The 14,737-nt window shown below is 37.2% G+C and carries 7 protein-coding genes; all 7 read left to right on the top strand.

The window, feature by feature from the left end; all coding sequences use genetic code 11:
• The first annotated feature begins 10 nt into the window (after nucleotides 1–10).
• The 7 genes from H6W52_RS06840 (at nucleotide 11) to H6W52_RS06810 (ending at nucleotide 14,684) form a co-directional block, all read left to right on the top strand.
• Nucleotides 11–2,251 (top strand): xanthine dehydrogenase family protein molybdopterin-binding subunit, encoded by a 2,241-nt coding sequence (locus H6W52_RS06840; protein ID WP_185216579.1) that lies wholly within the window; start codon nucleotides 11–13, stop codon nucleotides 2,249–2,251.
• 414 nt (nucleotides 2,252–2,665) lie between these two features.
• Nucleotides 2,666–3,259, top strand: coding sequence for a hypothetical protein (locus H6W52_RS06835; RefSeq protein WP_185216577.1), 594 nt, complete (start codon nucleotides 2,666–2,668; stop codon nucleotides 3,257–3,259).
• A gap of 2 nt (nucleotides 3,260–3,261) precedes the next feature.
• Complete coding sequence (locus H6W52_RS06830) at nucleotides 3,262–7,611, top strand: hypothetical protein (RefSeq protein ID WP_185216575.1); 4,350 nt, start codon at nucleotides 3,262–3,264, stop codon at nucleotides 7,609–7,611.
• A gap of 5 nt (nucleotides 7,612–7,616) precedes the next feature.
• Complete coding sequence (locus H6W52_RS06825) at nucleotides 7,617–9,155, top strand: hypothetical protein (RefSeq protein WP_185216573.1); 1,539 nt, start codon at nucleotides 7,617–7,619, stop codon at nucleotides 9,153–9,155.
• Nucleotides 9,156–9,167: 12 nt separating this feature from the next.
• Complete coding sequence (locus tag H6W52_RS06820) at nucleotides 9,168–9,863, top strand: phage tail protein (protein ID WP_076395908.1); 696 nt, start codon at nucleotides 9,168–9,170, stop codon at nucleotides 9,861–9,863.
• 65 nt (nucleotides 9,864–9,928) lie between these two features.
• On the top strand, nucleotides 9,929–12,673 hold the full coding sequence (locus H6W52_RS06815) for a DUF6603 domain-containing protein (RefSeq protein WP_185216571.1): 2,745 nt from the start codon (nucleotides 9,929–9,931) through the stop codon (nucleotides 12,671–12,673).
• Nucleotide 12,674: 1 nt separating this feature from the next.
• Nucleotides 12,675–14,684 (top strand): hypothetical protein, encoded by a 2,010-nt coding sequence (locus tag H6W52_RS06810; protein WP_185216569.1) that lies wholly within the window; start codon nucleotides 12,675–12,677, stop codon nucleotides 14,682–14,684.
• Nucleotides 14,685–14,737: the final 53 nt, after the last annotated feature.

Genomic DNA, 14,737 nt, shown 5'->3' with positions numbered 1-14,737 from the left:
TTAAAATTTTATGAAAAATACACCGTCTGTCGGACAATCAATAAATCGTCTCGAAGGTCATCTGAAAGTAACAGGTCAAGCGAAATATGCAGCAGAATATGATGCTCCAGACTTATTGTATGGGTACATTGTGAACAGTTCGATTACAAAAGGTAAAATCAAGACCATCGATACATCAGAAATAAAAAAATTAGAAGGAGTTATTGAGGTCTTCACCCATGAAAATAAACCTTCAACTGCCTGGTTTGATTTTCAGTATGCCGATATGGATGCTCCTCCCGGAACTGTTTTTAAACCTCTTAAAGATAATATAATCCGATATAACGGACAACCGATTGCTTTGGTGGTTGCAGAAACCTTTGAAATGGCACGGTATGCAGCTGCAAAAATAAAAGTGGTTTATGAAGAAGAAGAAAATTTTAAAACGGATCTGAAGAAAAATCTTGAAAAAGCCAGAGATCCTAAAAAAGGACTGGCTTCGCTGCTGAAACCGCCTCCGCCAAAACCTACCGGTGATTTCAAAAAAGAATATGAAAATTCGTTTGTAAAAACCGACAGCCATTTCAGCCACGGAACCGAGCATCACAATCCTATGGAATTGTATGCTTCCACCGTGATCTACGAAGGAAAAGACAAACTCACTATTTACGATAAAACACAGGGAACGATTAATTCCCAAATGTATGTTGCGAATGTTTTCGGGCTTAAAATGAAAAATGTACAGGTCATCTCACCGTTTGTAGGCGGTGGTTTTGGTTCGGGGCTTCGTCCGCAGCATCAGCTTTTTATGGCGGTAATGGCTTCGCTGGCTTTAAAACGTAATGTTCGTGTCACTTTAGATCGTGCGCAGATGTACATGATCGGACACAGACCTCCGACGTTGCAGCATACAAAATTTGGAGCCGATAAAGAGGGGAAAGTAAATGCCATTTATCACAAAGCAACCGGTGAAACTTCGCGGTTTGAAGATTATGTGGAAATTGTAGTGAACTGGGCAAATATGCTGTACCCCGCAGAAAATACCTTGTTGGAACATGAAATTGTTCCGTTAGACGTTTACAGTCCGCTTGATATGAGAGCACCCGGCGGAAGTACCGGAATGCACGCTGTGGAAGTAACAATGGATGAAATCGCTTATCAATTAAATATAGATCCGCTGGAATTAAGGCTTATCAATTATTCAGAAATTGATAAAAGCAGTGATAAGGAATATTCGAGTAAAGAACTTAGAAAATGTTATCTGGAAGGAGCGGAAAAATTTGGCTGGAATAAAAGAAATCCTGAACCCCGAAGCATGAAGCGCGGAAATAAGCTGGTCGGTTACGGAATGGCTACCGGAATTTGGGATGCCAATCGGATTTTAGGACGTGCGGAAGCGATTATGACACCGGATGGAAAAGTTGAAATAAAAAGTGCCGTGACCGACATCGGAACCGGAACGAAGACGATCATGACGCAGATTGCGGCAGATGAACTGGGACTTTCCATGGAAGATATTACGTTTTCGTATGCAGACAGTAAGATGCCGTTTGCTCCGATTCAGGGAGGGTCGTTTACTACGGCAACAGTGGGACCTGCAGTACAGAATGCCTGTCAGGCTTTAAACAAAAAACTTTTCGAAAAAGCTAAAGATTTGAAAGATTCCGTTTTAAAAAATGTAAATTTTAAAGACGTTATATTCAAAAATGGTTTTATCACCGTAAAAGATCAGCCTGAAATACAGTTGGATGTCAAAGAAATTTTCAAAAAAAATGGCGGAGAAGCAATTCGAACCACAAATTCTGCAATGCCCAACCCTTTAAAGTACGGAAAAAAAGCCAGAGCCGTTCACAGTGCGGTTTTCGTTGAGGTAGAAGTGGATGAAGAGTTGGGAATTATTGAAGTGAAAAGAGCGGTTACAGCCGTTGCAGCAGGGAAAATTATCAATCCTAAAACAGCAGAAAGTCAGGTTTTGGGAGGCATGATCTGGGGAATCAGCAAAGCTTTGCACGAAGAAACCATACTCGATCATGAATTGGGAAAATATATGAATGCCAATTTGGGTGAATATCATATTCCTGTTCATTCAGATATTCATGATTTGCAAGTGGTATTTGTGGAAGAAAATGATTCATTTGTAAATGATTTGGGCGTAAAAGGAGTAGGCGAAATCGGTGGAGTAGGAATGCCTCCTGCCATTACCAATGCGATTTTCCATGCAACCGGAAAGAGAATTTATGATCTTCCGATTCATTTTGACAGGTTGATGTAATTTTTTCAAATACAACAGAGCTCAGAAATTTATAAATTTCATACCATCACGTCGCTTCATAAAGTGACGTGATTTTTTTATGTACAAATATTTCATTTAAAGCAACATTGTTTTAGAAGTAAAAACCAGTATTTCTACTGAAATGAATAGGATTATTTTCCTATAATTTTGGTTGCTGAACAGGACAAATGACGGAGAGGATGAATGAAAAACTCTGACGATTTATTAATGATTTAAAAATCAGAAATTTATGATAGAGAAAATGATGCCGAGTGCTTTCTTTTATTAAATTTACATAACCCGATTCTGAATCAGGCGTAAAAATAAAACAATAATCATGGAGACCAGAAACCATTACAAAACGGGGCGTATTCTGAAAAGCCACACGAGTAGGAATTTTAAAAAAATTATATCATGAGTCAATTTCAATTGGGAATATCCCTGACTTTTTTAAAAAGAGATTTAGCCTTAGTGGTGCAAAGTACGGATCAGGAGACTGCGAATGGAAAGATTACTGCTAAAGAATATTTGCTTGTCCCTACAAAAGTTTCATCGGATGATTTTGTAACTTTCAAGGATTTAAAAAGTGATTTTAATAAAATATTTGGGAGTGATTCTGAAGAAGCTACAAAACAGGTTACAGATCAGCTAAAACAGAATAGCTCGGATAATAAATTCGACATCGATAAGATTCATTTTTATCTGAAAACTGCCTATTTATATAAAAAGGCATATTATATTAATACAGAAACAGATTCAAAAAAACCACCTGTAATCGAGGAATGCGATGAAAGCGGAACCAAGCTAGATGATGATAAAAAAGCAAAATGGGAATATGCACTGTCCATAAGTATAGATAGTAAGGCGTTCTTCTCAGAATTTGAAACGATGTCCATCAATTCAGTTAATTTTTCTATCTGGAATACAGACCGCAACGTGGTGAAGAAAATGATGACTTTGGGATCTACGGATGATATCTTTAAACAGTTAGAAGACTCTGTAAAATAATTATGCCCAATATACTTCCTTTCCGGATAAATGCTTTGTATCTCAATTCGCCTGAACAGGTAATTGGTCAGGATATCCGTTTTGAAAATATTCCGTGGATGAATACAGAGCGTCATGTCTTTGAAAATCCCAATGTTCCCCTCGAAACAAACTCGATTATTCCAAGGCCTTTTTCATGGGATAATTCCATTTATCTGGATAAGGGAGTTCATCTTCATTTTATTCTTCCTTCATTCTTTAAAAAATTTAATGATAAAGGAAATCTGCCAAAAGCTCCCAATCGTTGGTATATAAAAAGACAGCGTGATGGAGAAGAATGGATTGTGGAAAGCGATTATATATGGAACGTTAACGATCCTAAACTGAATAAAAACAATACCTGTACCTACGCGGAAGAAGCAACAGATACTTTTCAGTTTGCATATGTGGGAAGAAAATATAAACTGAACGACTGGATCTATCAGACCAATGCCCAGACAAATTATTTAAAAAATCTCAGTGCTTTGGGATGGGGAAGTTTTTCATTCGATATTCATTATCCCAACTGCAGAAGTGTATTTGGATTTTATGATGAAGACGGAACAGAAAACGAAATATATCAGGTTATCGGATGGGTAGATCATTACGGACAAAACGCAGCCGAAGAATATATCGTTGCAGGTAATTTTCAGTTAAAATCCGGGGAAGCCACAGAAAATGAAGAATCCTTTGATGTTGCTGTTGCCAATACCTTGCCCGAGACACTTTCTGCATTAATCATCAATACCAACAACCCGGATCTTTCCAGGCAGGATCTTCAGAAACAGGAAGAACAGATTGCTTCAATCATTAATTTTGATGAACTGAAGGAGCTGAATCTGGACTGGATTTCCAGACTGAGGAATAAACAGCACGAGCAACAGTTTAATAAAACATCCGGAACGACAAAATATGTTCTGAATATTGTTATTTCTGATCAGGAGGATGCTGTTCAGGAATATGATGTAGACAGCAGTCTTTTGGATTTTGAGTTCAGCGGAAATGTGGCTTTACAGTATGAAAAGATAAAAGATAAGCTTAAAACCTTTCAGGAGTCTGCAAAATCCGATGAAATTCTTGCGGTTTGGGAAGGCGTTTCTTTACCGGATCTCTTCAATATTTCTTATACCGAAGTCTTGGAAGATGAGCTGGAAAATCTCAACAAAATACAAAACAGCTATGAGCTGGATACCTTCAGATTACAGGCTAAAATTGAAAGTCTGTACCTGCACTGGTCTACGTATTTAAACGCTTTATTTTTAAGCAAAGATAAAAACATCAATAAGCTTAAAGAAGATCTTAAACTGTTAATCTCACAGATCAGCATCTTAAAAGAAAAGCTGGGAAATACAAAAGACAAAGCTCTGAATGCAAAAGATTTATTTTCCGGAAAAATATCAGAACATTACACAAGATACCGCGATTATGCCCTCATTAAATTTCTACTGAAAGCAAAACAGACCGGAGAAACCATAAATGAGAAAGAACTCCGGAACCTCCTGCATCAGCGGTATAAAACAAGAATGATTCTGTCCAAAAAAAACAGAACCGATTATTACGAACCGCTGCCGCCAAGCGTTATTATTTCGTCTCCGAAAAAAAACAGCATTTTCAATCTTTTCAGAAATCCTTCTGCTCAGGAAGAAATACAGTCTGTACCTGTATTCAATCCGGAAAAGAAAGAAAGCCGTCAGAATGTGCTCAATCTGGTCAGTTCTCAGGAAATCAAGACCAATCAGTGGCATACCTATAAAGTAGAATGGGAAAGTTTATTTCTGCCTAAAAAAGAAGGCCATTATCTGGCTTCCGATACTCATTTTACAGAAAATTTTTTACAGGACTCCTACATTTTGGATGAGCTTAATGCAGACTTAATAAAAGCCTATCCTTTGCATGATATTGCGTATATGCCGAATCCTAATATCTACTACGGGCATTCTTTTGTAAGCGATGAGGTTAAAGAATATGTAAAAGAAAAATTAGGCAAAAATCTTCTTCGTATTGATGAAAAAAACAACGCGGAATTAATAGAAAAAATAAAAATATTTCTTCAGAAACTGGAAGAAACTTCCTTGTTTGAACTTACCCTTTCAGATTTCAATAATTTAATGCTTCAGAGAAGCAATGGCTTGTCCGTCTTACCCCTCATTCCCAACGGATTTACAGATCATAAAGAGATGGCAAAAAGCATAGAAGATTTATGCAAAGAATATGGAAACAGTCTCGATCTTTTAACGCCAAACAGATTATCCATATTCAATCCGTTCAGAAACGGAGCCTTTAAAATGAGCAGACTGAGAATTGTAGATTCTTTCGGAAGAAACAAAATCATCGAGCCGGAAAAAATAATCACCACCCATGTGCAGAAAATCGAAAATAAAGATAACTGGGTTGCACTGCCGCCAAGATATCTTCAGCCTTCTGCCGTAAGCACAAGATTTACAAGAACAGCAACAGAAGGAAAAAAATCTCCTGTACTCGGATGGATGGTTCCTGTGTATCTTAATCAGCGGATAGAATTTTTTGATTCACACGGAAAACATTTAGGGGCAATAGACACAGAAGGAGCGTGGGAATCTTCCCCTTTTGATGCCGGTTTGGCTCAGGAAAACACAGACTATACAACAGTTGTTAGAAATCCTCATCTCAGAAGAATTATTCACTGGATTATCGAAAGAATTGGCAAAACCAACAAAAAAGATCAGTTTATAAAAGAACTGCAGAGAACAATGGAGCATATTTCACCCGAAGATTATGCCAATCCGTCTCTGTTGGAAACCATCTCTTCCGTGCCTGTTGCGATTACTTTAGTGAACATCAATTTATTCACCAGAGGAGAAGCGTTGCATGACATCAGTTATTCAGAAAACATCACCATTAATACCTACAACAGCCAGAGAAAATACGATAAAGTGAAAATCCCGATGTCCATTGGAGATTTAAATCAGTATAACGACGGCGTTCTGGCTTACTGGCATTACCATCTGGAAAATAAAGAACAGAACGAAAGACTGGGTTTGAAAGCTTTGGAAAGCAAAATTTATTTTAATAATGATGCAGAAAAGAAAATAAGCCGTTTTTACTATTCTCTGAAAGATTTTCTGAAAGAAAACCCAATCGACGGAAGAGAAAAATGGAACGAAATTGAAGGTAAAACCATGTACAGCTCTTCAATAAGTTATAAAAATCAGGACAAAGAAAGCTTTCTGGCACTTAATGATACGCTGAATGCCTGCCAAAGATATCTTCTGATTCATCCTAAAGGAAACCTCAACATTAAAACAGGAATTTTACCAGAAAAGCGCATAAGACTGCCGTACAATGCCATTAAAAATGCTTTGAGAAGAATTGAACTTACGTTATTAACAGCGCCTGTTATAACGCCCAAAGAAAACCTTCAGCTATCCCTTGCGAAAGATAATCGCTATCAGTGGTCGTGGATTGAACTGGAAAAAAAGAATAAAAAACAACCTTTATCTCCTTCAAATCCACCCTTAAAAAAACGGATGACCCAAAATTTAGCCATCGATTTTTCTCAGAATTTTGAATCCGAAACCTACTTACAGACACTGCTTTCAGAATTAAAAGAAGAACATATTTTAATTAATGAATTGAAGCCGTTTTTTCCGGAGGAAGATATCTATTTTATCGATAAAAATGAATTTCAGATACGAAATAATACAGAAAAATACAGTATAAGAAATGAATTTATTAACGATGTGATAACCGGTAAAATCGGCAGAAGCGAAAACGTTAAATCCATGCAGATCGCTTTAGATTTTAATCAGTTTAAAAATAAAAAATATACAGCCCTCAAAGAATTTATCATTCGGGAAAAATATGTGATGAAGCAGGAAAACAATCTGCTGGGCGAAGAAATTTATTATTTAGACACTGAAAAAACAAAAACACTGAAAGAAAAAAACAATTCTGAATTAAACGATTCCGAAAAAGAACTGGCAGAACTTCTATTAATGAAAACCTCCAATAAAATCATCACACTCAGAGAATTGTTGGGCAGACTGTACATTTTCACCACAGAAAACGCTTCAGCAATCATCAGAGAACGCTTTAAGCAAAGCCTCATCAATAAAAAAATCATTCAGGAATATCCCTTTTATCCGGAAGACCAGATCCATTTTGTTAACCGCGAAGAATGGGAAAAGATTAAAATAAAAGAAGATCCCGATGACGATGAAAAATTATTGCTGAAGCTGATTGAGAATACCTCCAAAGCCATTCTGGAGATCGGGGACTTTAATACCAACTCCGGAAACATTCCCCATCTTGTTTTAAAAGAAGGATGGCTGTCTATAAAATCTACTAAATTCTAAACATCATGGCAAAACTGTTATATTACTTTCCACTGGATAATTTAGTGAATAACGACATTGTTAATAATTACAAAACCCAGGTTCAGTCCGGGTTACAAAATAGTGCTTTAAATGTTGATTTTGATGAGTATAAAGGTTCTTATCTCAATTTTAAAGATAAAACCCTTTTAGAATTAAACTTTAAAAAAAGCATCGGTAAAGAAGGAACTTTAATTAATTTCTTTTTTAACTATCATAAAAAAAACAGCAGCGAGGCTCTTAATCTCATCACCATCGGAGATAAAATACTGAGCGTCATCAAATCTAATAACAGAAACGCTGTCTCTTTTAAAAGTAACGTCAGAATAAACGATGAAGACTTCAGAATCCGGGAAAACCACTGGTTTAATGCCTCCGTTTATTATAATTCTTCCGGAAATATAGAGCTTTATCTTACAGACGATAATTTCTTGGTGCTGAAAAAAGCCGTAATTTCATTTAACGATGCTGCAGAAGATCAGAACATCATTGTAGGAGGCAATAAAGACGGAGATCAGCTTCGCATTGCAGATCTGTCGGTATATCATGATGTTTCCAAAGATGAAATAGAAAACCTCGTCAATACATCTATCGGAAAACACCTTACCTTACTCTCAAAATCCACTTTAATTGATACTGTAAGCTTTGCTCTCAGCAACAATTCCGTTTTTGATAAACTCGTTATAGAAAATGATCCGAAACCTTTATCCTTCGAACTTCTTCCGGGAGAGATGACCATAGAAAAACAGGATAACAGTGCGGCAAAACTTAAAGTGAAAAAAGGCTTTTTTCAATATTCTGCTGTACAAGCAAACAATACCGAAGAATCAGACGATCTGCACATTTCCTTTGGCTTTAAAAATCAGAACACTGAAAATACAAATTTAACCGCAGTATTGAATGACCTTTCCATCGTGAACCGCTTAGATCAGGAAAGAATTTTAGTGCAGCTTGAAATGTATAATATAACACTTACCAAAGATGAATTCTCTAAAACCTATACAAAATCTCAGCCTCTCATCATCGATAAAGTTTTTGAAATAATGGATATAAGAGGAGAAAACGAAAGCCCGTTTGAAGTATTTATTCTGGGCAACGATACGTTGTACAATGGCACAGCAAACGAAGCACAGACCATAAGACTGGCGATAAGCAACACCACCGAGCTGGATCTTAAGCTGTCGGAAAACAGCGGTTTCAGGATTACAGGCAACTTTTTTACCATCCTTGAAAATGATGCAAAACAAAGCAACAATACCAAATTGCTGGAACACCAGACCTTCACGACCATACCTGCAAAACCCAAATCTACAGACAACGACTTCCTGTGTTTTCAGAAAGAATACCTGTTGAAAAAAGGAACATCCATTATTATGGAAATATCGGGATTAAAAGCAAAACAATCTGCCCCTGCAAATCCGTCCGGTGCATATCCTTTCTATCTCGAATACAAAAATATTCCCGGCTACAGAAACGGAAAGATGAAATTCCACATCAAAACAGGCAAAATTTTTTACTCACTCTAAAGCATTAAAATCATGGCAGAAAATTTAAACATCAAAGACTTTAAAGCGAATGAAGCAGACATTGAAAAGCTTACTTCCGGAAAAGCAACCATTAATGCTTTGGATTCTCAGAATACAGTCATCAGTACTTTAACAGCAGATCTCATTAAGCTGAAAAACCAGATAGAATTACTTAATGAGGAGCTTAAAATTATGAAAGGATCAAAAGAACTGGTGAAGATCACTTCCGGCAGAACCGATGTCAACAACTCTTTATATACCAATAACGAACTGGTTTCTTTACCGGTAGGAGCCATCGTTGCATTTTACGGAACCACGCTTCCCGAAGGCTGGGCTTTTTGCGACGGCTTTAATAACACTCCGGATCTTAGAGGAAGCTTTATTCTCGGGAACTCCGGAATCGGCCAGAAAAACAGCCAGGTTTACAACAGGTCTAATACCATTACACTAAGCGAAAAAAATATTCCGCGGGTTTGGAGTACCGTTACCACAAAATATTATAAAGTAGAAGCCGGAACAGGCGGAAATAATTTTGATTTTTTAGGAACGAAAGCTACTTCCAGAAATCAGACTATTTACAGAGAAAACAGTTGGTGTACAGACGAAAATATAGCCACAGAATTTGCGATCGGTCATGAAACTCCAACGCCGGTGGAAGTCCCGAATCCACAGCACGTAAAATTAGCTTATATCATGAAAATAAGATAATGATTTTAAGAAAAAACTGAATCTTTATAATATGATCCGCGAAAACCATCAAACAGCTTTACATCATGGAAAAACCGTCATTATCAAAAGCTGATATTCAGCTTGAGCTTGATGTCTCAATAAAAAAGATTGACTTTAAAATTAAGGGAAACAGAACGAAAATTGATGATGACGTTTCCGTAACTTCTTTGGTTGGTCAGTTGCCGGATGTTTCAAAAAATATTTCCGGACTTCTGGAAGACGAAGGCGATGTAAAAGACATTATCATTCCTTTTGTACCGGAAAAGCTTAATTTCGGGATCTATAAAATCTCAGACGATACAGAAAGCCTTACCGCTTTTCAACTGGAAGCAAAATATCCATACCTAAAGCTTAAAGGTGTATTTTCTAAAGAGTTTAAACTGTTTTCAGTAGCCATTAACCAAGCCATCAGTTTTTCAAAAATGCCTTTGGTGGGAGAGTATCTTAAAGAATATGCAATTTCAGATCTTGAACTCGTGTATCTTTCGCAGGAGGAAAATCCATTAACGCCTGATCGTGAGAAATTAATCAGCCTTTCAAAGAAAAATTTCATCAGTCAGAAAATCTGGATAAACAATGATAAGTTGTTTCTCAACGCGGGATTCAATGCAGGATTGATTTTAAAAACAGGAAACGAAGAACAGAAAATTACTTTTCCCGGTTTTGATCTTAAAGGCATAAAAGTTCCTTCACTCCCGGCTTCAGATCCCGCAAAAAAACAAAATTCCGGGACTTCAGGAAATACTCAGCAGGAAAAAGAGAAACAGCATCCGTTGGTAAAAATTAACGAGATAAAACCCTCCATCGAAAAAAATCTCATACAGATTGCGGTATCTGCAGATTTCAATGTCGGATCATTTGGTTTGCAGTTGTTAGGCTTGGGAATTAAAGTTCCTTTTACGGTTTTTCAGGACTTCAGTCTGGAAAAATTATGGAAGGAGCTTCAGTTTACTTTGCAGGGACTTGCCATAATCTATGATACGCCATCACTTTCAATAGCAGGAGCATTTTTAAGAGAAATACACAACGGAACGGAAGAATACAATGGTTTATTAACCTTCAGATTGGGTAAAATTGAAATAATAGCCATTGGATCTTACATCAAAACGCCAAACTATTCTTCATTATTCGCATTCGGATATTTGGGCATTCCCATACCTTTAGATCCTGCTTTTTACATCCACGGATTTGCTTTGGGATTTGGATTAAACCGAGATTTTATAATGCCTCAGATTACCGAGATTCCGGATTTTCCCCTCATTAAAATCGTTCATCAGGGAGGTTTAAAACAGGGAGATTCCATTAAAAAGATTTTTGGAGATTTAAACCGTTATTTGCCTGTTCGCGAAAACAGTTATATAATTATTGCAGGAATTAAATTTGATTCCTACAAAATGATTTTTACTACAGGAATACTTGCAGTAGCTTTCGGGAATAAAACTTCTTTACATCTTTTGGGCTTATCTACCATGAAGCTGGAAGGAGTTTATTATTTTGAATTCGCATTTTCCATGCGCGCAGATCTGGAAGAAGGAACCTTTCTCGCACAGGGACAACTCACGGAGAACAACTATATATTGTTGCCTCAACTGAAATTAACAGGCGGTTTTGCTTTAGGAATGTGGCTGAAAGGAGAAGCTGCAGGAGACTTCGTATTTACTCTGGGGGGGTATCATCCCAATTTTAAAGTTCCCGTTCACTATCCCAATAATACGCCGCGTTTAGGATTCAGCTTTAATCTGGGGTCTGTTAATTTTTACGGTAAAGCCTATTTTGCTTTAACGCCAAGCTGCATTATGGCAGGTCTTGCAGGAGGTTTGAATCTTATCCTGAACGGACGCGTGGTTTATGCAGAAATAGGACTTCTCTTCAGTGCAGATTTCATTATTTCATGGAAGCCGTTTTATTACAAAGCAGAAGTATATGTTCAGATCTATGCCAAAATAGTGGTGGATGTATGGCTTTTTAGCATCAACCAGACATTTAATCTGAGTGCCAGATTACAACTGGAAGGGCCGGATTTCAGAGGATTGGCGACTTTTAAAGTGGCGGGTTATGAACTGGAAGTTAAATTCGGGAATCATAAAAAGTCTATTAATACTGCATTAACCAGAGAAGAATTCATTGCCGGCTTTTTACCCGAACCTGCAAAAATTCTGGTCTGCAATATTGCATCAGGAATCATAAAAAAAATAAAGAGAAAGGACGGAACAGAATCTATTGTGGTTAATCCGAAAACATTTGCGTTAGAAATCTTTTCCGAAATTCCGGTTACAGAAATCAATGGAGATCAACTGACTGCCGAAAGTGTAAAAAAGGAGAATATCTATCCTGTTTACAAAGATTCTGCTCCGTTAGACAGCAAACTCCGGTTATCGGTTACAGGAGCCGTTTCGCACTTTTCCTCCTTTCAGGTTTCTCCGGTGCTGAAATCGCTTCCCAAGTCCATTTGGAATCACACAAATACAATTCCGGATCAGGAAGAAATATTATCCGGTTCAAAATTGCTGAAAGAAATATGCAAAGGCATCCGTTTGGAGTTTTCTAAAACAGAATCCGGAATTAATCCTGTCACCACATCTTTATACGATACCTGTTCTAAAACCTATCGGGATGATTTTACATCACGGGAAGCAAAATACAATCAAAATTCTGCGCAGCCGGATAAAAGCATGATGACTGTTTTAGGAATTTTAAATGAAGAGGAAATCGACTATTCCGATCTGGAAAATACCACGGAAGTTTACAAATACAAAGGAAAATCTTTAGGAACCTATCAAATCGCTTAAAATGGCAGAAGAAAAAACAGGCATTGCTCCGTCGCATATCCCCACAGTAGGATCAGGAAAATACCAGATTAAGACTGATCTTCAGAATAATCTCACCACAGTTCAGCAACAGGAGATTGTTTTCTATGTAGAAGGTTACAACGCCGCTATTCCTCAGAATGAAATACTGGCAATGTATCCTCCCAATGAACATACAGGCGATTTTGCAGGAGCTTTTCCGCATATACAGTTCAGGAGAAGTACTCTGCCTTGGGAATTTGAATGTCAATATAAAGGAAACAGAATTCCCTACATTTTTTTGGTTTTGCTGAAAGAAGAAGAACTGGCTTCCGGAGATTTTGAAATACTGGAGAGCGATACCAACCATCTTAATGATTCACTGGAAGACATTGCGGAGCCAAAACCACTAAAAATTCTTAATCTTTTAAAAGGAAGCCGCGAAATTTTTCCGTCTGTGGATTTTGTTTCGCAGCTCGCGCACGTAAGAGTTCAGGAACATGAAGAACTGAAAAAGCTGAATCTTCCCGAAGAAACTTCCATTGTGATCTCTCACAGAAGGGTAGAACCAGATACCAAATATAAAGTATTCGTCTGTTATTATTCCGCTGAAGTAAACAATCAGGAAAAAGAAAAATATCAGTTAAATAATTTCAGCGGAGCAAATGAATATGAAAAGACAAAATCCTGCGTTGTTTTAGCAGAATGGTCTTTTGAAAGCATCAGTGCAGATCTTTATCAGATTAATATCAATAAGCTGAAAGAACATCCTGATTTCAATAAGTTTCAGAAAGGCTTAGCCGACTCGGAAGTTTTAACTTTGGAAGAATTGAAAAAAGCAGCCCATCCTGAACTTGCCCGGTTAATATCCGAGAATGAAGCCTATTTAAAAGCACGTAAACAAGAATGGGAAAAACTGCCGGAACCAAAATCCGTCCGCGATTTTGAAGAAACTGAAAACGGGGGAAAAGAGCAGAATAATTACATCCTTGAATATTTAAGATACAACGGTAAAAACTTAAAAGGTTATCTGTATGAATTACAGCTTCAGCCTTTTAAAATGACCATGAATGTGGATCATGAAGCGGTAAGAAAATTAATTGACCTTGCAAAAATACCGCTGGAACATCAACTGAAAGCAGGAGGGAAAATAGTTTCGTGGTATCAGGGACCTTTTACCAATTGGAATTATTCATTCGATCTTTATGGTTGGATACAGGAAAGAGGATGGACGGATGTTCCGGATCATCAGGATTATCTTAATCTTTTGAATGAAGATACGAAGATGTACGACATGACCTATTCTGCAGCATGGCAACTCGGCAGATTAATGATTATGAATGACAATAAGGTTCTTCAGGAGCTGAAAAAATGGAAGAACGATCTGGAAATACATCATCTGTTAAAGGAACAAAACCAATACAGTTATCTGCCTGCTTTAGTAACGCAGCCTCCCGCTGTTCCGGATTTGCTGCTGAATTATATTACAGGATTAATGCAGTTCAGAAATTTTCCTGTTTATTACCTTCTTCCTCATCCGGATCTGAGTACGGAGGAAAGCATTAAATATTTTAAAATTGACAATTCGTGGATTACCGCTTTTTTATTCGGAATTTTCAGTGCGGGTCCTCAATTGCGTCTGACAGATTTTGAAGAATACATTATGCAGAATAAAGTCCTGAAAAATGTATTTGATTATCATGCATCGTATTACGGAATTCTGCTGCATTCACAGACCATTAAAAACTGGCCGCATCTGGTGATCGAACTAAATGAAAGCACCGATTTTCATTACATAACAACAATTAATGATACTTTGCGTTTATATATAACCTATCGAAAGTTTTCTGATATTGATCTCTATCTTAAGCATGAAAACGCCCATTTCGGAAAAGAATATAACGCAGAAGAAAATCAGTTCATTGGTTTGAAAGATGACAGCGTACAACTGGCAAATGAATATTTGTACAGACAGCCCAAATTACGAATGTATCTTAACGTGAGTTCAGTGTAGGATTATAAACAGGAATGGGCATTCGTCAATTTTAATTAATAGAAGTAAACAGG

Origin of the sequence: Chryseobacterium sp. C2(2020), assembly GCF_014218915.1 — a bacterium.
Classification (GTDB): domain Bacteria; phylum Bacteroidota; class Bacteroidia; order Flavobacteriales; family Weeksellaceae; genus Chryseobacterium; species Chryseobacterium mucoviscidosis.
This window is presented reverse-complemented; position numbering and strand designations above follow the sequence as displayed.

Coding starts and splice junctions, on each gene's coding strand:
- H6W52_RS06815 (WP_185216571.1), top strand. CDS start 9,929: ATGGAAAAACCGTCATTATCAAAAGCTGATATTCAGCTTGAGCTTGAT.
- H6W52_RS06810 (WP_185216569.1), top strand. CDS start 12,675: ATGGCAGAAGAAAAAACAGGCATTGCTCCGTCGCATATCCCCACAGTA.
- H6W52_RS06835 (WP_185216577.1), top strand. CDS start 2,666: ATGAGTCAATTTCAATTGGGAATATCCCTGACTTTTTTAAAAAGAGAT.
- H6W52_RS06825 (WP_185216573.1), top strand. CDS start 7,617: ATGGCAAAACTGTTATATTACTTTCCACTGGATAATTTAGTGAATAAC.
- H6W52_RS06840 (WP_185216579.1), top strand. CDS start 11: ATGAAAAATACACCGTCTGTCGGACAATCAATAAATCGTCTCGAAGGT.
- H6W52_RS06820 (WP_076395908.1), top strand. CDS start 9,168: ATGGCAGAAAATTTAAACATCAAAGACTTTAAAGCGAATGAAGCAGAC.
- H6W52_RS06830 (WP_185216575.1), top strand. CDS start 3,262: ATGCCCAATATACTTCCTTTCCGGATAAATGCTTTGTATCTCAATTCG.